The organism is Acinetobacter sp. YH12045, assembly GCF_013419925.1.
Taxonomy (GTDB): domain Bacteria; phylum Pseudomonadota; class Gammaproteobacteria; order Pseudomonadales; family Moraxellaceae; genus Acinetobacter; species Acinetobacter amyesii.
The window spans coordinates 39,352-59,392 of record NZ_VOZE01000006.1 but is presented as its reverse complement, the minus strand read 5'-3'; the positions used below and the strand labels follow the sequence as shown (position 1 = coordinate 59,392).

18 protein-coding genes are annotated in these 20,041 nt (G+C 42.0%); 4 read left to right on the top strand and 14 right to left on the bottom strand.

The window, feature by feature from the left end:
• The first annotated feature begins 50 nt into the window (after positions 1–50).
• Positions 51–2,345, top strand: coding sequence for a phosphoenolpyruvate--protein phosphotransferase (ptsP, locus tag FTU02_RS09845; protein WP_180024480.1), 2,295 nt, complete (start codon positions 51–53; stop codon positions 2,343–2,345).
• A 1-nt stretch (position 2,346) separates the two neighbouring features.
• On the opposite strand, the gene FTU02_RS09840 is transcribed toward ptsP, so the two are convergent.
• Both FTU02_RS09840 and FTU02_RS09835 read right to left on the bottom strand, forming a co-directional pair.
• Entirely contained in the window at positions 2,347–2,532 is a 186-nt protein-coding gene (locus FTU02_RS09840) for a hypothetical protein (protein ID WP_180156928.1), read from the bottom strand.
• A 195-nt stretch (positions 2,533–2,727) separates the two neighbouring features.
• Positions 2,728–4,389: an acyl-CoA dehydrogenase family protein gene (locus FTU02_RS09835; protein ID WP_180156926.1), complete on the bottom strand. Its 1,662-nt coding sequence runs from the start codon at positions 4,387–4,389 to the stop codon at positions 2,728–2,730.
• Positions 4,390–4,480: 91 nt separating this feature from the next.
• On the opposite strand from FTU02_RS09835, the gene FTU02_RS09830 reads away from it, so the two are divergent.
• Complete coding sequence (locus tag FTU02_RS09830; RefSeq protein WP_180156924.1) at positions 4,481–5,089, top strand: TetR/AcrR family transcriptional regulator; 609 nt, start codon at positions 4,481–4,483, stop codon at positions 5,087–5,089.
• Between the two features lie 488 nt (positions 5,090–5,577).
• Here FTU02_RS09830 and FTU02_RS16515 read toward each other — a convergent pair whose 3' ends face one another.
• A complete protein-coding gene (locus FTU02_RS16515) occupies positions 5,578–5,979 on the bottom strand; it encodes a hypothetical protein (RefSeq protein ID WP_180156922.1) in 402 nt (133 codons plus the stop codon).
• A gap of 23 nt (positions 5,980–6,002) precedes the next feature.
• Entirely contained in the window at positions 6,003–6,185 is a 183-nt protein-coding gene (locus FTU02_RS16510) for a hypothetical protein (protein WP_180156920.1), read from the bottom strand.
• An 824-nt stretch (positions 6,186–7,009) separates the two neighbouring features.
• On the opposite strand from FTU02_RS16510, the gene FTU02_RS09815 reads away from it, so the two are divergent.
• Complete coding sequence (locus FTU02_RS09815) at positions 7,010–8,530, top strand: catalase (RefSeq protein WP_111884100.1); 1,521 nt, start codon at positions 7,010–7,012, stop codon at positions 8,528–8,530.
• Positions 8,531–8,612: 82 nt separating this feature from the next.
• On the opposite strand, the gene FTU02_RS09810 is transcribed toward FTU02_RS09815, so the two are convergent.
• The 9 genes from FTU02_RS09810 to hcaE form a co-directional block, all read right to left on the bottom strand.
• The gene (locus FTU02_RS09810; RefSeq protein WP_180121991.1) at positions 8,613–9,668 is read right to left on the bottom strand and encodes an MBL fold metallo-hydrolase; all 1,056 of its coding nucleotides are present in this window, start codon (positions 9,666–9,668) and stop codon (positions 8,613–8,615) included.
• Between the two features lie 60 nt (positions 9,669–9,728).
• Entirely contained in the window at positions 9,729–10,670 is a 942-nt protein-coding gene (locus FTU02_RS09805; RefSeq protein WP_180156918.1) for a cation diffusion facilitator family transporter, read from the bottom strand.
• Between the two features lie 231 nt (positions 10,671–10,901).
• Positions 10,902–11,804 carry a DMT family transporter gene (locus tag FTU02_RS09800; RefSeq protein WP_180156916.1) on the bottom strand — a complete coding sequence of 301 codons (903 nt, stop codon included), beginning with the start codon at positions 11,802–11,804 and terminating at the stop codon, positions 10,902–10,904.
• A 436-nt stretch (positions 11,805–12,240) separates the two neighbouring features.
• Positions 12,241–13,476 carry a 3-phenylpropionate/cinnamic acid dioxygenase ferredoxin--NAD(+) reductase subunit gene (gene hcaD, locus FTU02_RS09795; protein ID WP_180156914.1) on the bottom strand — a complete coding sequence of 412 codons (1,236 nt, stop codon included), beginning with the start codon at positions 13,474–13,476 and terminating at the stop codon, positions 12,241–12,243.
• Between the two features lie 11 nt (positions 13,477–13,487).
• Positions 13,488–14,450 (bottom strand): 3-carboxyethylcatechol 2,3-dioxygenase, encoded by a 963-nt coding sequence (locus FTU02_RS09790; RefSeq protein WP_111884102.1) that lies wholly within the window; start codon positions 14,448–14,450, stop codon positions 13,488–13,490.
• A gap of 65 nt (positions 14,451–14,515) precedes the next feature.
• Complete coding sequence (gene hcaB / locus FTU02_RS09785; RefSeq protein WP_078192772.1) at positions 14,516–15,334, bottom strand: 3-phenylpropionate-dihydrodiol/cinnamic acid-dihydrodiol dehydrogenase; 819 nt, start codon at positions 15,332–15,334, stop codon at positions 14,516–14,518.
• Between the two features lie 2 nt (positions 15,335–15,336).
• Positions 15,337–15,663 (bottom strand): 3-phenylpropionate/cinnamic acid dioxygenase ferredoxin subunit, encoded by a 327-nt coding sequence (gene hcaC / locus FTU02_RS09780; RefSeq protein ID WP_067763933.1) that lies wholly within the window; start codon positions 15,661–15,663, stop codon positions 15,337–15,339.
• On the bottom strand, positions 15,663–16,181 hold the full coding sequence (gene hcaF, locus FTU02_RS09775; protein WP_067763936.1) for a 3-phenylpropionate/cinnamic acid dioxygenase subunit beta: 519 nt from the start codon (positions 16,179–16,181) through the stop codon (positions 15,663–15,665). Before hcaF ends, hcaC begins: the two co-directional genes overlap by 1 nt.
• A complete protein-coding gene (gene hcaE, locus FTU02_RS09770; protein ID WP_078192774.1) occupies positions 16,178–17,545 on the bottom strand; it encodes a 3-phenylpropionate/cinnamic acid dioxygenase subunit alpha in 1,368 nt (455 codons plus the stop codon). Before hcaE ends, hcaF begins: the two co-directional genes overlap by 4 nt.
• A 278-nt stretch (positions 17,546–17,823) precedes the next feature.
• On the opposite strand from hcaE, the gene hcaR reads away from it, so the two are divergent.
• Complete coding sequence (gene hcaR / locus FTU02_RS09765; RefSeq protein WP_078192775.1) at positions 17,824–18,729, top strand: DNA-binding transcriptional regulator HcaR; 906 nt, start codon at positions 17,824–17,826, stop codon at positions 18,727–18,729.
• Between the two features lie 406 nt (positions 18,730–19,135).
• Here hcaR and FTU02_RS09760 read toward each other — a convergent pair whose 3' ends face one another.
• Positions 19,136–19,993 (bottom strand): alpha/beta fold hydrolase, encoded by an 858-nt coding sequence (locus tag FTU02_RS09760; RefSeq protein WP_180156912.1) that lies wholly within the window; start codon positions 19,991–19,993, stop codon positions 19,136–19,138.
• Positions 19,994–20,041 lie beyond the last annotated feature (48 nt).

The following is a 20,041-nucleotide window of genomic DNA, read 5'->3' as shown; positions in this document are numbered from 1 at the left end:
AGGATGAGTGTTGTTATAAATAAAGCAGAATAAATTTTGGAGCAGACACGATGTCGAACATGCAGCTGGATACATTAAGACGCATAGTCCAAGAGATTAATGCGTCAGCCAGTTTGCATGAATCTTTAGACATAATGGTCAATCAAGTGGCGGAAGCCATGCATGTGGATGTCTGCTCAATCTACTTGCTTGATGAACGAAACCATCGTTATTTACTGATGGCTTCTAAGGGTTTAAACCCTGAAGCCGTTGGGCATGTCTCTTTGCATACCAGTGAAGGTTTGGTTGGCTTAGTGGGACAACGTGAAGAAATCGTCAACCTTGATAACGCACCGAAGCATGAACGCTTTATGTATCTGCCAGAAACGGGGGAAGAAATTTACAATTCCTTCCTCGGTGTTCCGGTAATGTATCGCCGTAAAGTTATGGGTGTCTTGGTGGTTCAAAACAAAGAACCTCAAGACTTTAGCGAAGCTGCCGAATCCTTCCTCGTGACCCTATGCGCTCAGCTTTCAGGGGTGATTGCCCATGCACATGCCGTCGGCAATATCGAAGTCTTTCGTAAGCCGAATAATCTGCCAGCGTACAAAACCTTCCAAGGCATTTCAGGTTCAGGCGGTATTGCCCTAGGTCGGGCAGTTATCTTATATCCACCTGCTGACTTGGCTTCAGTCCCCGATCGTGAAGCCGATGACATTAGTGAGGAGCTCGAATTACTCGACAATGCCATAGACGCAGTTCGCCAAGAAATTCAGTCGCTCGATGAAAAAATGCAAGATGCCCTCATGGCTGAAGAACGTGCATTATTTAGCGTGTTCTTACGGATGCTCGATGCCAATGCCCTCCCCGCGGAAATCAAAAGTGAAATTCGCGACGGTAACTGGGCACAAGGTGCTGTTCGCATTGTCATTGATAAACACATTGCGCTCTTTGCACAGATGGAAGATGACTATCTCCGTGAGCGTGTTTCAGACTTAAAAGATCTGGGGCGTCGTATCTTGGCCTTTTTGCAAGAAGCAGATGCTAGTCACCGTGAAATCACCGATGAAAGTATTTTAATTGGTGAAGAAATTTCTACAGCTGCCTTGGTTGAACTCCCAGTCGATAAAATCGCAGCGATTGTGACCACTGAAGGTGCCATGAACTCACACATGGTGATTGTGGCACGTGCCCTCGGCATTCCAACTGTAGTCGGCGTGACTGAACTGCCGATTAATACCCTTGATGATGTTGAAATGATTGTCGATGCACATCAAGGTCGTGTATTCATCAATCCACCTCGTCGTTTACGCACACGTTATAAAGAAATTCAAAAAGAAGAAGAGCAAATTGCCAAAGACCTAAAACAATACGAAACCAAAGATGCCATCACCCCTGATGGCGTCGCGGTTCGATTGTTTGTAAATACCGGCTTGATGATCGATGTAGTTCGCGGTGTACAACGTGGCGCCAAAGGTGTCGGCCTATATCGTTCTGAAATTCCATTTATGCTGCGTGATCGCTTCCCAGGTGAAGAAGAACAACGGGCGATTTACCGTCAACAGCTCAGTCATTTTGCCAATAAACCCGTAGTGATGCGTACCCTCGATATTGGTGCAGATAAAGACCTGCCTTATTTCTCAATTGAAGAAGAAAACTCTGCACTGGGTTGGCGTGGGATTCGCTTTACCCTTGATCATCCTGAGATTTTTTCAGCCCAAATTCGTGCCATGCTCAAAGCCAGTATTGGCCTGAACAACTTGCATATTTTGCTGCCGATGGTGACCAGTGTCAGCGAAGTCGAAGAAGCGTTGTATTTGCTCGATCGTGACTGGCAAGCGGTGCAAGAAGAAGAACAGGTGAAAATTACTAAACCCAAAATCGGCATCATGGTCGAAGTGCCGAGTGTGCTATTACAGATCGATGAATTTGCTGAATTGGTTGACTTCTTCTCAGTGGGATCAAACGATTTAACCCAATATTTACTTGCGGTTGACCGTAATAACCCACGTGTTGCCAATGTCTATTCACACTCACACCCAGCCGTACTTCGTGCGCTGACTCGTTTGGTGCAAGAATGTCATAAATACGACAAGCCGATTAGTATTTGTGGGGAAATGGCTGGTGATCCACTCACCGCTATTTTATTGATGGCAATGGGCTTTAATACCCTATCGATGAGTTCGAGTAATATCCTGAAAGTTCGTAAAGCCATCTGCCATGTGCCGATGCCAGATGCAAAAGAGCTCTTGGATCGTGCCTTAAGCATGAATAATCCACTGATGGTGAAAAGCTTAATGGAGTATTACTTTAAGACTCATGGTCTAGGTGATATGGTGAAATCAGCGACACGAATAGTCAGTTAAATTATAAAAATACAGACCAATAAAAAGGGAGATAATCATTCGAATATCCCCCTTTTTTGTGCTTGTCATAGCCACGTTTCGCATTTTTCTTTCGATCTACAAAAGTTTGGCTTTTGTTAAAATCGTTCATGTGTTTTGCCACAAAGTTGCGAACTTCAACTTCAGGCAGGACTTTTTTCTTTGCCATTTGCATTCACCTTTTCGCCTATACAGCACCCTCGTGCTGTAGTGCATATATTGGTCTATTTTTAGATTTTTTCAAGCACTTTCCTATGACTTTTTGATACAGCTTAGTTAGTCTCAAGGCCATAAAAACTTTGCTTTGCCACATTATTTCCATCTCCCTAACCCTCTCCCATTGAGAGAGGGAAATACATTGTATTTAACTTGCGAAAGCCCTTTCCAGCAAACGCTCCACATCGACCATTTTGGCGTCCAACATCCCCACCACTTGCCCGTATTTCGCACTATAACGGCTTTGAATAAAACCATTCGCTACATAGTCAGGCGCATAGCGTTTCAGTAAAACTGCTTGTGCCAAAACTGTTAAGCGACTGACTAGGCTACGCCCCATAAATTGTAAATCTTCAGGTGATTGATGAAATGATTTAAACAAGTCTTGTAACTCGGTTTGCAGGGTTGCATCTGTATTTGCTGTAGCGGCTAAATCTTTAAATAATACTTCGATGGACTCAGGATCACGCCCAATCGCACGCAGTACATCCAAACACATGACATTGCCTGAACCTTCCCAAATGGTATTCACAGGTGCTTCTTTAAAAATGCGCGCCATGATGCCGTTATCAACATAGCCATTGCCGCCAAAAACTTCCATCATCTCACCAGTTAGTTCGACTGCACGTTTACAAATCCAAAACTTAGCTGCTGGGGTCATAATGCGTTTCCATGCCACAGACAAGGCATCATCTGATTCATAGCACTGCGCCAAATGGAAACTGAGCTGCGTCGCTGCTTCACTCTCTAAAGCCAAATCTGCCAAAACTGCACGCATTAAGGGTTGTTCAATCAAATGTTTACCAAAAGCCTGACGCTGACGGGTATAGGCAATGCATTGCACCAAAGCTTGACGCAGCATGGCGCTCGAACCGACCGAACAGGTCAGACGGGTATAATTCGCCATTTCAATAATGGTTGGAATGCCACGCCCTGCCTCACCAATCATAATGCCCCACGCATTTTTGAATTCGACTTCCGAGCTTGAATTACTGCGGTTACCGACTTTTTCTTTTAGGCGTTGCACCTGAATATTATTCTTCGTGCCATCTTCCAACCAACGCGGCACAAAGAAACAAGCCAAGCCATCTTGTTCGGTTTTTGCCACCACCAAATGCGCATCACACATCGGTGCAGAGAAAAACCATTTATGCCCCGTGAGTAAATAAGCTTTGCCTCGTCCTGTTTCTGCTACAAGTACAGCGATGGTTTCATTGGCACGCACATCCGAACCGCCCTGCTTTTCAGTCATGCCCATACCGAGCCAAATCGACTTTTTCTGTGCAATCGGCACATCACGTTCATCATATTCCGTCGAAAGTAGTTTCTCGCCAATCTTTGCCCACAGTTCAGGCTCTCGCTGAATGAGTGGAATACTGCCCAGCGTCATGGAGTTTGGGCATAAGTTGCCGCATTCGACCTGACCTGCTAAATAAAAACGTGCTGCCCACTCCACCCATTTTGTCTTGGAGTTTGGCTGATTAAAAGGATGCGCATGGGTATCAAACTGGCGGTTGAGTCCCATCCATTTATGCCATGAGGGATGAAATTCGATAAAGTCAGTACGGCGACCACGGGCATCGAAGGCAAGTAAGATTGGCGTGTGTTTATTGGCTAAAGCCCCATGCTGAAAGTATTCACTTGAACCTGCCACTTTGCCCATTTCGCATAAAGTCGGCTGATCATGGCTGCCATAGCGTTTTAAGATTTCATGTAAAACCGTATCGCTTGAAAATAGATTGTAGTTTTCCAGCTCATCAAATTGGTTGCTGATTTGATGTGTCATCCATGTCTGTTCTAATGTATTCATCGTCTATATTTTCCACTTGTTCTTGTTGGCTTTTCATTTCAGTATAGAGAAAATTTAAAGCATAGACGTTCGGTTTTCAGCGCTTAACAATATGAAGAATTCAGCCATTCAGATACGGCGTAAGCCGCGTCAATCACGTGCAAAGCTCACGCAAGAGGCATTGCAAGACAGTTTTGTTCGGCTTTTGCATGAACGGCCTGCCGACAAAATTACCATTCGTGAAATTACTGATCTCGCAGGTGTCGGTTTAGGCACCTTCTATGAGTATTTTTCAAAAAAAGAAGATTTGATTGCGCTAACCATTCATTTGCATGTGAAACACAATGCCGAACAGATGAAAACTTATGCACAATCGCTGATGAAGTTATCCACAGATTTGGATTTTCAAGAGTATTTACAGCAAATCCTCCACTTTCAAATTGAGCAAATTCAAGCGCAGCAGTTTTTATGGTCACAGGTGTTTTTATTGGAACGGCGGATTTCAGATATTGAAAGTTACCGTAAAAGTTATGTCATGATGGTGCAAATGTGGCAACACATGCTTAAGCCTTTTATAAATAACGAGGAAAAGCTCAAGCCAATGGCTTTAAATATACAAAGAGTGTGTTATGGCTTTGTGTCGCAAAGCTTGTTGATCGTACCCAACTTTACTGAATGGGATGAATTAAAGCGAGATATAATTCATATGTTGCGCGATTAGACTTCGCGGACAAGTCTAATGACGTTTCAAATGCATCAGTGAATAAAATAAAGTCATGTTATTTACAAAAAAACCGGCTCTTAAACCAGTTATTTTAGATATTTAGGAAATTCATTTTTCGGTAGAAGAAAATCATTCATCACTTGGTTCATCCTTCAATAAAAGTGCTTTAGAAGTTAAGCTTTTATTGCCAGCTTACTTATCTCATTTATACGCCTTTGCAATGCTGGCCAGTTGTAAGCTCTTTAAAAATTCAGCCGTATATTTTGGACTATGGCCTAATGCACCCCGAGGATAGCCATTTGGGATCGCCTGATAACTACTGGCAATTTTTTTATTTGCACACTTTCTGGTAATAACTTTGAGTACCAAGGTGATCTACAAATGGTCTGCGACGCCTTAAACAAACATCAGTGTTACGGTTAGGGTCTTATATTCAATCGACTGCCGTTTTAAATAGCTTAGGGATGGCCTTAAGTCTGAATTTTTTAAAAGATTGGCTGAGGTGCTTGTTTTAACTCAGTTTGTAGTTCTGACAAACAGCGTTTACGGGCCTGATTTAATAAAGACTGCATATCTGGACTAACCAGTTGATTTACATTGATCGATGGATCTGCTGCGGCTGCTCCCAACAACACAATTGGGAAAAATGCCGCTACATTGGTATCTGGATTTGGATTGGTTTCTACGTATTCAGCAATACATTCATATTGATAACCACCCGGTGCCAAGGGTATTGCAGCTTTAAAATTTAATTCAAGCGCATCTTTTTGTCCCTGAGCTGCAACCGCAATAGCAGCTGCACCACCTTGACTATGCCCCATCACCATCCAGTCTTTATTAAATTGCCTCGGCTTCCAAGAATGCAGTGCATGTACAGAATGCACCAAATTATAAACTTAACTGACTACATTCATATGAGGGTGCAGTTTTGGCTTACCCAGTCCTTATAATCTGTTGCAACCACTACATCGCCATGCCTCAAACAACTGTCGAATGCACCATCTATGACTTGTTGCAAACTTAGCACACGCACACCTGTATAATCACTTGAAGGAGCACTTGTATCAGCCACACAGTCGTGCCATGTGCTCATGCCAATACGGTCCAGTCTTGTTTAAGTGCTTATCCTTTTGGGCGTAAAATATATCCCGAGGTCAAAATGGGTTCGCCATTAACCCCCTCAACTACGATATGCGATCACGTAAGGTTGCCTAGTATGTTGATATGATGTAGGAATCGATTAAAGCTGGAGTGACAACACCTGACCTGACAACAATAAAGATAGCTGTACCAACTGGCATCACCCCATAAAAATTTATTTACAATTTTCTAAAACAACTTAGACCACTTGCCAATATTTCTTCATCTGTATTTTTAGCTTATTTTAAGTATTAAATAATGCCTTTAATGTTGAAAAGCTCTGCAATATTAACAACATAAAAATGTCTTTCATTAACTAGAATCAGCAAAAAAACCTATATTAAGGCCAAAATCCATAATAAAAATATGGATTTAGATATTTCGTCCTGTTCTACCTATCATAGCTTTATATTTGAGTTTAATTCATCGATAAAATATTAAAACAAAATATATAAATAAATAATATAAATTCAATAACTTGATTCATCGAATTAACCATTTATTCAAAACTATTTTTCCATTTGTCAAAAGCCACAGAAAGCTTTAGAGTCAATAAGTATATAAAGATTTTTAAGCTTTTAACGGCTACAGTTTTATGACTTATCTTCGATTGATTGCTGCTTGAAAAATTTTAGAATGAGAGAAAAACTGTTGTCACATTGTCACTTTAAAATGAATTAACAAAACGGTTAAGGTCATGTGCTGTTGAGCGTGTTATCAATTGATAAGGTTATAACTCCCAACTTTAATACATGATTATAATAATGGAGATACTCAATGAGCGACGACGTTAAAAAATGTCCTGTCACCCACCTAACAACTGATGCTGGTGCTCCTGTTGTAGATAATCAGAACAGTATGACGGCAGGTGCACGTGGTCCTTTGCTTGCCCAAGACCTATGGCTTAATGAAAAACTCGGTAATTTCGTTCGTGAAGTAATTCCAGAGCGTCGTATGCATGCCAAAGGTTCTGGTGCTTTCGGTACGTTTACCGTGACTAACGATATTACCCAATATACCCGCGCTAAAATTTTCTCAGAAGTTGGTAAAAAAACTGAACTTTTTGCTCGTTTCTCTACCGTAGCGGGTGAGCGTGGTGCTGCAGATGCAGAACGCGATATTCGTGGTTTTGCCCTTAAATTCTATACTGAAGAAGGTAACTGGGATTTAGTTGGTAATAACACCCCTGTCTTCTTCCTACGTGATGCTCGTAAATTCCCTGACTTAAATAAAGCAGTGAAACGCGATCCTAAAACCAATAAGCGTAGTGCAACTAATAACTGGGATTTTTGGACTTTACTACCTGAAGCTCTACACCAAGTTACGATTGTGATGTCTGACCGCGGTATTCCAGATGGTTACCGTCATATGCATGGTTTTGGTAGCCATACTTTCAGTTTTATTAATGCCAATAATGAACGCTTCTGGGTTAAATTCCACATGCGCACTCAACAAGGCATTAAAAACTTAACCGATGCTGAAGCTGAAGCGATTATTGCCAAAGACCGTGAAAGCTCACAAACCGATCTGTTCAATGCAATTGAACGCGGCGATTTTCCAAAATGGAAAATGTACGTTCAAATTATGCCTGAACTTGATGCAGAAAAAGTACCTTATCACCCATTTGATTTAACCAAAGTATGGCCTAAAGGCGACTATCCGTTGATTGAAGTGGGTGAATTCGAACTCAACCGTAATCCTGAAAACTATTTCCAAGATGTTGAACAAGCCGCTTTTGCACCAAGTAACTTGGTGCCGGGCATTAGCTTCTCACCTGACCGTATGCTGCAAGCGCGTTTATTCAACTATGCTGATGCTGCACGTTATCGCGTGGGTGTAAACCATTACCAAATTCCTGTAAATGCACCACGTTGCCCTGTTCATTCCAACCGTCGTGATGGTCAAGGCCGTATGGATGGTAACTATGGTGCAACACCGCATTATGAACCAAACAGCTTCAGCCAATGGCAAGAGCAACCACAATACAAAGAACCACCATTGAAAATTACTGGTGATGCTGACTTGTGGGATTATCGTGAAGATGACAGCGACTATTTCAGTCAACCACGTGCATTATTCAACTTAATGAATGATGAACAAAAACAAGCATTGTTTAATAACACTGCTGGCGCAATGGGCGATGCACTCGACTTCATTAAATACCGTCATATCCGTAACTGTTACGCATGTGATCCAGCTTATGGTGAAGGTGTTGCAAAAGCATTAGGCTTAACTGTAGCGGATGCGCAAGCTGCTCGTGCAACTGATCCAGCTCAAGGTAATCCTGGCTTGCTTTAAGTTTTATCTTTGAATAAAAAAACCACCTTTTAAGGTGGTTTTTTCTTGGCATTAAATATTCCAATTACCTTCTAATTAATCCTTAAACAATCAATTTTTTGCCTTCATGCATGGTTAAAAATGGATTCATTAACTTTGATGTTTTTCGCATTGCATGATGTAAGTCATGTTCAGGTTGGTCTCTAGCTTCATCAGTCAACTGAAAAGTCCGATAATGCATTGCCAATGAACATTTTGACTGTAAATCTTTATGCGCCTGAAAAGCTTCTTCGGGATTCATGTGCAAATATTTCATTAAACGACGTGGCTCATAAGCTCCAATCGGTAATAATGCTACTCGGGGTGCACCTAAGCGTGTATGGATTTGTTTGAAATGTGCAGCATAACCCGTATCTCCAGCAAAGAAGAAATGTCCTGTACTATGCACGATGGAAAAACCTCCCCATAAGGCATGATTTTGATCTCGCCAACCACGACCTGAACCATGCTGTGCAGGCGTATAAACGATACGCAAATCTTCAAACATTTCCGATTGCCACCAATCAAGTTCAATGACATTGAAATGTGTGGGTAAATAATAAGCATTGCCTAAACCAGTATAAATCGGCATAGCAAATTGTTCATGTAACCAATTCAAGGTTGCTAAATCCATATGATCATAATGATTATGGCTCAGTAAAACCCCATGAATTGTAGGTAATTCTTCTAAGGCAATTCCTGCAGGACAAGCACGTCGTGGTCCAGTCCCTTGACGTGGGCCTGCATACTCCGCCCATACAGGATCGGTCAAAAAATTATATGGCCCAATTTGAATCAAAACCGTCGCATGTCCGACAAACCAAACCAACCAATCATCCATTTTAGCCAATGGCCGATTGTGCGGAATGCTACGCGAAGAAGCAAAAAACTGTTGATATTCTTGCTCACGATCTACTTTCCATGTATCGCTTTTACGCGTCATGATCCATTTCAGCATATCTTTACGCGTAAACGCATCGGGATTTCGAATGGTATTAAAGAATTTTTCCCCATTAAAATGGTCAGTTGCCAGATAATCAAATACAGGCTTCGTCCACGTATGTTTCATACAGCTTTTAGTACTGATTTGAAACTGTGCTGATTGAGTTTTTTGATTCATGTGTATTTAAAATTCATTCACTATGCTGACAAACCTTGCAAAGTATTTAACCTCGCAGACCTATTGATCAAGACGACCTTTCATGCGCTCAAGCCAAACCTTCCGAGATTGAGGCTTGACAAAGAGTGCCACAATTTCAGGATGAAGCTGTTTAATTTGTGCTTCAATTCTGTTGACACAAGCTTCTATATCATCTGACGTTAAATTATCTTTAAATTCAAGACTCAAAGATGCCAAAACTTGATGTGCACCCATCTGCTCTGTTAACACCCCATTGGCAGAATGCACTGCTGGATCTTGCTCTGCAACCATCAAGACATTATGCCTCAATTGTGGGTCAGCAGTTTCTCCCATGAGCAATCCTTTAGTCTCACGTGCAAGTAAGATCGCTGAAATAGCGAGTACAACCCCAATTAGAATTGATGCCAGACCATCAAGCATTGGCATATTCAGCGCGTGTGATAAATAGATACCGATCAGGGCAATAAACAGACCAATCAGCGCTGCTGAATCTTCAAATAACACGGTAAATGTCGTCGGATCTTTACTGCGTCGAAATGTTTCAAAATAGCCCTGTTTCCCTTTGATTTTACGAAATGCTTTCAATGCCACAAACCAAGAGGTCCCTTCACACAAAATCGCAATACCTAATACGATATAGTTAATCATCGGATTTTGCATTTCTTCGGGGTGATAAATATGACTAATCCCTTGATAAATCGACACGATCGCACCCAAAGCAAAGACCATCAATGCCACAATAAAAGCCCAAAAATACAGCTCTCTCCCATAGCCAAACGGATGGCGTGCATTTGCTGGCTGCTGCGATTTTTTCATACCGTAGAGCAGTAAGATTTCATTTAAAGTATCAACCACAGAGTGAATAGCTTCACTCAACATGGCCGAACTATTCGTGATATAGGCAGCGACAAACTTCACCAGTGCAATCGCCAAATTGCCGAAGAGCGCTGCATATACCACGATTTTGTTAGATTCAGACATTTAAAATTGTCCTAAATTTATTTTTATCAAACAGATCTATTTGATTTTATAGCTCATTCCATAGTACTCAAACTGACTGTAGCTGTTGTTTGTTATTTTGTTGTTTTTACACCAACTGTCGATTGTTTCGACAATGCCATCATGTTCCATGTGAAACACGCTCTTTAGCGCAAAGGTATAGAACAAAAAAGGAAGCCGCAGCTTCCTTATAATTCTCTAGATGTACGAGGTTCAACGTACTTTATTAAAATATTGCTCGCGCCACTCTTTCCAAAAGTACATCACAATACCAAACATCACGACGACGATTCCAACAAAGGCATTGGAGCTAATATGTTCACTGTTCAACGTCGCTCCCAAAACCAATGCTATGACAGGTGTAATCACATTACTGAGTGACACCGTTGATGCGGCCAAACGTTTGATCAGCCAGAAGTAACACAGCATTGCCACAATGGATGACATGATCATGGTAAAGACAAAACCTATCATGGCACGGCCACTTGGCAATTCGGTTGGAAAATGCTGCCAAATAAATGGAATAATGAGCATCGATCCTAAAGCAGAAACAATCAGGGAACCGGTTGCCTGTGACATCGGCTTTAACGGTGCATTAATCTGCTTCACCCAAAAAATCGAACTAATATACGACACCATGCTGATTAGCATCAGTACAACGCCAATTGGATTGACTTTGCTATCAGCAGAATCTGCAAAGACAAAAGTTAGACCACCCACTGCAACCGCCATGCCCAACCACTGCAAAGCGACCAATTTATGTGTTTTTAAAATTACATGCCCAATCAAACCGGCAATTAAGGGTGAAAAACCAAAAATCAGTGCCATTAAACCAGAGGTGAGATAATTGGCTGCGAGATAAATAAACAACTGTGCGCCAATCAAATTCAAACTCCCTGCCACATAACTTTTTAATGAGGTTTCATCAAACGGCAAAGGATCACGCATCAATTTCAACAGAAACAGCGCAATAATAGATGCGCCGAAGTAACGGATAATCAACACCCACATCGGATGTATTTCCTGCACACTCCACACAATCGCGAGCGGTGTCGTCGCCCAAATCAGTACCAAAAGAGCATATATACTTGCCGTCAGCGGCAGTGAAGATTTCATTTCATTCTCAAATTTGATTGTTCTAACGACTTAACCTGAAACCCACTATTCAGATCTGGAACTACTCGTAAGACCATTAACTAATAAAGTTTAAGACCAATTATTGTTCTCCCCTTTATCAACTAAATTGGAGGCGTTATGAATGCCACCCGATCGTTTGGGGTATAAGGACTTCTCTTCAAACGATCAATAATCTCCCCTAACCACTCTTAAAAAAAAGAGGAGGGAAACATCTAAACGAAATCCATTCTTCACAAAGACTACTCCCTCCTTTGAAAAAGGAGGGCTGGGGAGGATTAAAACCGTTGAATAGATCTACATAAGCTAAAACTATATACATGGACTACGAAATAGCTTTATAAGTGCGACGCTAAAACTAAAGACATAAAAAAACAGACCTACGTTACCGTAAGTCTGCTCCTCTTAGACATTCAGCTTACTTTACAAGTTTACGTAAATCTTGGCTTAAATCTAAATATTTATCCGCTTCAAACGCCGCATTCTTGCTAATCAATTTTTTCAAATGACGCATCTCTTTTGCAGCATTCACCGTAATACCACCAACAATGACACCGTCAGTTACACCAAACAATACAAATGAAGACTCAGCCGCCAATTCAGGTTTAATTTCACCACGAACGATCCATTCGCTTGCAGCCATATCACCTACAAATTGATAGTTGATATTCAATTGATCTGTCCAGAACCACGCTGGATTTGGGGTTGGATGTTCAACACCCATTACATGACGAGCAAAGATACCTGCTTGCAAGTTCGCATTTTCCCAAGTTTCGACACGACGGTGGTTACCACAGTCACGAAGCTGAGTCGCAACGTCACCCGCTGCATAAATATCTGGATGCGAAGTTTGGCAGTTATCATTCACTTTAATGGCAAAATCAACGTCTAAACCTGCATCAACCGCAAGTTGAGCATTTGGCACAATGCCAATACCATAGATCACTGCATCGGCACGAAGTTCTTCACCGCCTTCAAGCGTGATCACCACTTCTTCGCCATCAAGCTTACAGTCAGCAATAGAAGTCGAAAGACGAACATCTACACCTGCAAGACGTTGTTGAGCCAATAAGAATTCGCTCAATACGCGTGGAGATGAACGCCCCATCACCATTGGACCCATTTCAATCACGGTCACGATACAGTCTTTAGAACGTGCTGAAGAAGCAAGCTCAAGACCAATCACACCACCGCCGATCAAAACAATACGGCGACCCGCTTGTAATACAGGCACCAATGCTTGTGAATCTTCAAGGTTACGTAAGGTATAAACGTGTTTACCCAAAGCATCGAAATTCGGTAAACGGCGTGCTGCACCACCAGTTGCTAGAAGCAACTTGTCAAATGACACAATTTCACCATTTTTCAGTTCAACTGTTTTCGCATCGCTATGGATTTTCACAACGCCATTGCCACGAATATGTTCAACACCGAGTTCTGCCAATTTTTCTTCTGACAGAATTTCGATTTTGGTCTCTTCAGGTTTTAGAATTACGTCTTTAGACAAAGGCGGACGTTCATAAGGAAGATGTGTTTCATCACCCACCAAAATGATTTTGCCTTCATACTTGTTCGCACGGAGTTCTAAAATGGCGCTAGCACCAGCTTGACCAGCTCCAACAATAACGATGGTTTCGATACCATTTTGGCTCATGGGTTTGTTCCTTATTTCAATTCTGCAGATACGATGCCGAAGCCCGCAATCCACTCACTAATATCTTCGTAGCAATGTGTAGTCATGTCGTATTCGCCCACTTCATGTAGTGCAGCAAAAGCAGCCATCCAAGAACGAACTTCTTGACCGCCACGACCGCCTTCAACACGAATTTCAGCTTCAGTCATCGCTTCAATGGCAGCAAAGTCAGCTTTGGCAAACGTCTCAAGCAATGCGCGATCCCATTCAGGGTTTAAAGGCACTGCGACAGAAGTATCACCCGCTGCGAGCTTTTGACCGACAGCAATGATTTTGCCTTGACGTATATTACGTGCCTCTTCAGTTGGGTTACGACCTGCAATCAGGAACTCTTCCACTTCTGGTGGAACTGAACCCATTTGCGGCGTTGGTGGATCATGAGACAAACCACCTGTACCCAAAACAAGTACACGTTCATTCTCTAAGTTCAATGATTTAATGAACTGACCGACTGCACGACCCAAAGCGACTGTACGCTTGGTTGTTGGCATCGGTGCAGCTGCACCATTGATAAAAATTGGAATCGTTGGATAACGATCGAGTTGACCACCACAAAGGAAATGTAATGGTTGAGTCACACCGTGGTCTGCCTGCATACGATAAGAGTATGCAACATCGACACCTTCATCCAATACGCGACGAACCAGACTGATTGCTGTTTCTTCAGGCACATTGATGTGGTCATTGTCTTTACCATAATCCCAATCACCTGCTGCTTTGGCACGAATACCGACGCAGAAAGATGGCATGAGGTCATAGAAGAAACCATTGAAATGGTCTGGACCAAAAGTAATGATCAATGTTGGATTATAGTCTTCAACTTCTTTAGCAAGTTTGGCAAAAGTTTCGCGAACTTTTTCCTCTTTGTATTTCTCTTGCGGAGAAGCGAATTCCATTAGGGGACTGTGCGATGCACAAATAAGTTTAACGGCCATGGGTGACTCCTAAACGGAAGGCAGCCAAGACGGCTGCCGAGTAAGTCCTTTACGTATTTGGCGAATTAAATCTCGTCAAAGAAGCCAGCACGTGGTTGACGTAAACCACGGATACCCAGACCACATTCAGCATTAATTAAAACACCAGTTAATGGGCGGTTGTTTTGACGAGAAGCCAATAACACGTATGAACCAGTCATATCTTCAGGTTCGGGTAAGAAATTGAGCGGCATGCCGCGTGCAATCTTCTCAGGATCACGTGCATCGAGTAGACCGAGGTTTTCTTGGCCTAAAGAAGCAGCACCTTTGATGTTTACATTCATACCCGACGGAGCAACAGCGTTCACTCGTACTTTAGGCGCAAGCTCATAGGCTAATTCTTTCATGATCCCAACGCCAGCATGCTTAGACGCTGTGTATACAGGGCCTCCGCCTGCCGAATACAGTGCTGAGTTAGACAAAGTAAATATGATAGAACCTTCCGAAGCTATCAATGCATCAAGTGCAGCTTTGGCACCTAAGATGAGAGATTTGGTGTTAATACCCATAATCTCATCAAAAGCTTTCTCCAGCTGTTCACCCGATGTATTGACGATATCTGCGTAATGATCCCAGATACCTGCGTTTCCGACGAAACAGTCAAGTTTGCCATAATGTTCTACAGTTGCTTGAACTGCACGAACATTATCCTCATAGCTAGCTACATCTCCTGCGATCGCAAGCACGCGGTCACCAAAATGTTCTTTCAATGCATCAACTTTCGATTGAGAACGTTGAAGAACAGCAACTTGTGCACCTTCTTCTAAGAAACGTTCAACCAATGCCCAGCCTAAGCCTGAACCACCACCGGTAATAAGTGCAACTTCGCCTTGTAGCCAACCCATGATTACTCTCCTGCCATCTCTACGTATAAAGCACCATCTTCAACAATCACAGGGAATGTCTTGATAGGATCTGTTGCTGGTAAGCATAATGCTTGACCAGTTTTCAAACAGAATCGAGCCGAATGAAGTGGACATTCAACAGTGCCATCATCTTCAAGGTAACCTTCAGACATTGAAGCATTACCATGTGAACAACGGTCGTTCATCGCGAAAAATTCGCCATTGTTGTTGAATACTGCAAGCGCATCGATACCGTTAACGCCGCAATCTACTTTCAATGCTTCGCCTTCGTCTAATTCGTCAACTTGGCAAACAAAAATCTTATTCATTAGAAGAACACGCTCAGGTTATGTGAGTTGTAAGTCACCTGATCAAGGGTAATCTTACGGTTGAAGATTTCGAAACCTTGCTCAGTGTCGACTTTGCGGATCTTGTCGTGACGCTTACCACAGTAGATTGTTACATCTTTCTCTTTCTGGGTACGGTACAACAAGTACGTTACGTAAACGTCGTATTCGCCTTCAACTTCAGTCGCTTCAACAATCACATTTGAAACCATGTGTGTTGTACGTGAAGGAGGTTCTTCAGCCCAAGCCATACCTGTCTCTAAACGAGCTACACGGCGTTCCAACAAATCTTTAGTATCGTTAAATACCCAAGTTGTTGGCGGCTCAATCGAACGACGACGGTCACGTGTTTGCGCGTTTGGTGTTGTGCGTAGCGTATAAGAAATATCTTCCGCTAATACAGCTAACCAATCACGGAACTTCCAATCGTCCAGCAATTTTGCTTCACGATAAAGAAACTGACTAATTTGGTGATGAAGTTCTAAACTGATTTGACTCATTTCATAAGCTCCTTCTCATATTCGTCAGCCGCAGCTTCAACGTCTTCCCATTTTTCATGAATCAATAAATCTGCCCAACGGCGGTACATACCACGTGCTGCAGTCTCAGAGAAAATATAGTTAGTGATACCCGGGATACCATCTTCACGTACTTTCTCGTTGCCTTTACCCATTTCCATAATGAGTTTGTTTTGACGGGCTTTATAACCACGTAATACTTTTTGGATTTCGATCCAGTTTTCAGAGTCATCTTGCTCTAGGAAACCAGCAGGACCGAAGGCACGTGTTGCAGAACGTTCAAATGCTGCTTGTACATCTTCTGGCGCGTCCGCATCACAGATACAGAATGCCCATACTTCAGTCTTGTTTGGACCACGTGGGTGCCATACACGAAGCGTTGCAGTACCGTTCAACCAAGATAGTGTTGGGAACATGGTGTTGTGACCAGCAAGACGCAGTGCACGAGTTTCACCTAGGCGTTCTTTCACTTCTTCATACGTTTCACGGAAGTAGTTTGCTACTTCACCATCCACCCATACGTTTGCGTCTGGTTTCTCAGTGAAGAAGAAGCCTGAACCGTGACCACGTGAACCGTATTGGATCGCGTCTTTGGCAGTTTCCCAAACTGGACGGGCAGTTTGTGCAGCACCTAATTTCTTAGAAGATTCATCATCTGGTTTAGCACCAAGCACCTGAATCGCAGATGCATGAGAGAACAACGCGTGGTATTGGTCAGAAGCGAACTGTTCAGCTGCAAATTTCCAGTTACAGTCGATTTCCCATTTGTGTACACCACCAACGATCACAGTACCACCTTCACGACGGTCTACAACGCCGTCCAGGTACCAAGCGATATCGCCCATGTATTCTTCTAGATCTGGAGTTGTTTCATCCCAGCAGCCGAATACTAAGCCTTTGTATGATTTAACGCGGTTAACTTCTACCAGCCCCCATTGCTCTTTACATGCACCATGTGGGTAAGCACGATCTTCAAGCGGGATATCTTTTAGAGAACCGTCAATACCGTATGACCAGCCGTGGTATGGGCAAGTGAACGCACGTGTATTACCACAGTCCGCGAAGCTCACACGCATAGAGCGGTGACGACATTGGTTTAAGAATGCTTTGATTGAGCCATCTTTTTGACGTGCCACGATGATTGGATCTTCACCCATATAGGTATTGAAGAAATCGCCAGCTTTAGGAATTTGGCTCTCATGGCATAGGAATAACCATGTACGACCGAACACACGTTCTAATTCAAGTTCGTAGATGTCTGGATCTGTATAGATAGATGGCGTGATACGTCCATTTTGTGCATCGACTAAAGCATCGATTTCGCGCACATCAATTTTTCCACTCATGAAAAGCTCTCCTGTGACCATAAGGCACAAAGTAATAGACTCAACTTTTCAACGATGATGGATTTTAGAGCGATATTCGGGAAATATTTATTTTGTTTTAATTAAGAGATTTTATGGATTATTACGGTAGATTTTTTTTATAGTATTTTTTTTAAATTACCGAGAACACCATTTATTTCGTGAATGGCAAAATAATCCTCACGCAATAGTTGTTTATAGATTATACTGAACGAACTTCTAAGTAAGACATTTTTTGGATTACTCCACGGGTTGATTATATGGAATTACGACACTTACGCTACTTCATTACTGTCGCTGAAGAACTCAATTTCAGTAAAGCTGCGTTAAAACTTTATACTGCTCAACCTTCTTTAAGCCAACAAATTAAAGATCTTGAAGAAGATGTCGGCGTAAAATTGTTGCACCGGACTAAACGCAAAGTTGAGCTCACAGAAGAAGGTGCCGTATTTCTAGAACAAGCACGTTTGACACTAGCTCAAGCAGACAAGGCCGTAGCGATGGCACGTCAGGTTTCACAAGCCAAGCAACAGATGCTACGGATTGGTTTTGTGCCTGTCGCAGAGATGAAAATCTTCCCTTATGTACTGCCTAATCTACGTGTTCAAAACCCAGAACTCAAAATTGAATTACTTAGTTTAAATAATCGCGATCAGATGAAATTACTGCAAAAAGGTGAACTAGATATCACTTTTACTCGCAATAACTTTCATAGCGACGAAATTGAAAGTCAGTTTGTACTACGTGAACCATTGATCTTTATTTTACCCAAAGATCACCCTTTAGCGAAGTACGAACGTATTCCAGTTAAAGCATTGAATGGTATTGATTTTATCATTCCTGCACGCGAACAATCAGGCACATTGCATGAAGCCATTTTAGACTTTGCTTCTAACCATGGCGTTCAATTTAATATCGTGCAAAAAGCCGACAATATCCTGTTTAACATTAACTCCATCGGCATGGGTTTAGGCTGCACGATCCTACCGGGATACATCGCGCCATTGACCATGAACAATACTGTCATTCGTCCTTTAGATGTCGAATTACCGTATCTAGACCTGTACGTAAGTTACCGAAAAACGGCGAGTTCTGTGGCTGTAGATAAATTCCTTGAACTGCTAACCAAAGTTTTTTATCTCGATATCAATCGCGAACAGCGTTAATTTTCGCCAAGTCATAATTTATAGATATAGCACCATTATTTTTGAAATAAATAATGGTGCTTTTTTTATGGCTAAAAAGTCGCTTTTTTAATCGTTTAAATGTTTTAATCGACGCATTTTATCTATCATGCATATCGACTTGATGGAAAATAACTTATAAATTTTAGTTTAGACATTGATAAAAATTGCTAAGAATAGCCGATTTACAACTTAAGTCTAATAAATAATTCCTCTTCCCCAACCATTTAGATGAGCTTATTTTATGCCTTTTTACTGATTTAGACCGTACACTGTCGACCTTTTAATGAGAATAATACTCATTTAAAGTATTTCTTTCAAAAGATTTATATAAAAAAAAGGATGGCAAAACCATCCTTTTTTTGAATTTCATGTCAGTGACAAGAAATTACACACCACGCGCTTTTAAATAATCTTTAATCACGGTGTTGAATTCTTCTGCTTTTTCAACTTGAGACCAGTGGCCACATTGGCTGAAAATATGCGCATCAGCATGAGGAACGGTATTCAAAATATCCCACGTACGAGATACAGGAATCACCACGTCTTGTACACCATGAATAAGCAATACTGGCACAGTAATGTCTTTCATTTTTTCAAAGTCGAGTGGGAATTCGAAACGGTCACGGTCGCGTGCGCCAACAACATCCATCAAACGATTTGATGCATAGTCATTTGCAGCAGATGCAAAACGTACTTTTACCAATTCGTCTGTGATCAAGTCTTTGTTTACAACAAACATAGACAAGGTTTTCTTGATGCCTTCTTCGGTTAATACAGGGTTCGCATGTGCTTTAAGTGCTGCAGTTTGTTTCGCGCCGCCTGTACCCATAGACACGATACCCGATACACGTTCTGGATAGTCCAAAGCCATTTGGAATGCTAACCAGCCACCGAGTGAGTTACCCACTAACCAAGTTTTTTCAATACCTAGGGCATCTAACGTACGTACAGCGTGATCAACCCAAGCACGGATACCATAAGCAGTATTCGGTGCAACAACAGTTTGACCATAGCCAATCGTATCGATAGCGATACAACGTGCTTGTTCACCAATTTGTGGAAGGTTTAACCACCAGTTTGCAGCAGCAGATACACCTGTACCTGAACCGTGTAAAAATAGAATTGGTGTGCCTTCACCCACTTCGTGGTAATGCGTTAATTCGCCTTCAGCAGTTTCAATCCATTTATCTTCTAAACCAAAGAATGAATCAGTTGTATAGTCAGGAATCTGAACAGTGCTCATACATGCTCCTCGTATTGCGTAGAGCTTATGTTTCAATCCATAACGGAT

Coding starts and splice junctions, on each gene's coding strand:
- hcaE (WP_078192774.1), bottom strand. CDS start 17,545: ATGAGTGGAAAAATTGATGTGCGCGAAATCGATGCTTTAGTCGATGCA.
- FTU02_RS09805 (WP_180156918.1), bottom strand. CDS start 10,670: ATGTCTGAATCTAACAAAATCGTGGTATATGCAGCGCTCTTCGGCAAT.
- hcaC (WP_067763933.1), bottom strand. CDS start 15,663: ATGAATAAGATTTTTGTTTGCCAAGTTGACGAATTAGACGAAGGCGAA.
- FTU02_RS09800 (WP_180156916.1), bottom strand. CDS start 11,804: ATGAAATCTTCACTGCCGCTGACGGCAAGTATATATGCTCTTTTGGTA.
- hcaD (WP_180156914.1), bottom strand. CDS start 13,476: ATGAGCCAAAATGGTATCGAAACCATCGTTATTGTTGGAGCTGGTCAA.
- hcaB (WP_078192772.1), bottom strand. CDS start 15,334: ATGGGTTGGCTACAAGGCGAAGTTGCACTTATTACCGGTGGTGGTTCA.
- FTU02_RS09790 (WP_111884102.1), bottom strand. CDS start 14,450: ATGGCCGTTAAACTTATTTGTGCATCGCACAGTCCCCTAATGGAATTC.
- ptsP (WP_180024480.1), top strand. CDS start 51: ATGTCGAACATGCAGCTGGATACATTAAGACGCATAGTCCAAGAGATT.
- FTU02_RS16510 (WP_180156920.1), bottom strand. CDS start 6,185: ATGAGCACATGGCACGACTGTGTGGCTGATACAAGTGCTCCTTCAAGT.
- FTU02_RS09830 (WP_180156924.1), top strand. CDS start 4,481: ATGAAGAATTCAGCCATTCAGATACGGCGTAAGCCGCGTCAATCACGT.
- hcaF (WP_067763936.1), bottom strand. CDS start 16,181: ATGAGTCAAATCAGTTTAGAACTTCATCACCAAATTAGTCAGTTTCTT.
- FTU02_RS09815 (WP_111884100.1), top strand. CDS start 7,010: ATGAGCGACGACGTTAAAAAATGTCCTGTCACCCACCTAACAACTGAT.
- FTU02_RS09760 (WP_180156912.1), bottom strand. CDS start 19,993: ATGAGCACTGTTCAGATTCCTGACTATACAACTGATTCATTCTTTGGT.
- FTU02_RS09835 (WP_180156926.1), bottom strand. CDS start 4,389: ATGAATACATTAGAACAGACATGGATGACACATCAAATCAGCAACCAA.
- hcaR (WP_078192775.1), top strand. CDS start 17,824: ATGGAATTACGACACTTACGCTACTTCATTACTGTCGCTGAAGAACTC.
- FTU02_RS09840 (WP_180156928.1), bottom strand. CDS start 2,532: ATGGCAAAGAAAAAAGTCCTGCCTGAAGTTGAAGTTCGCAACTTTGTG.
- FTU02_RS09810 (WP_180121991.1), bottom strand. CDS start 9,668: ATGAATCAAAAAACTCAATCAGCACAGTTTCAAATCAGTACTAAAAGC.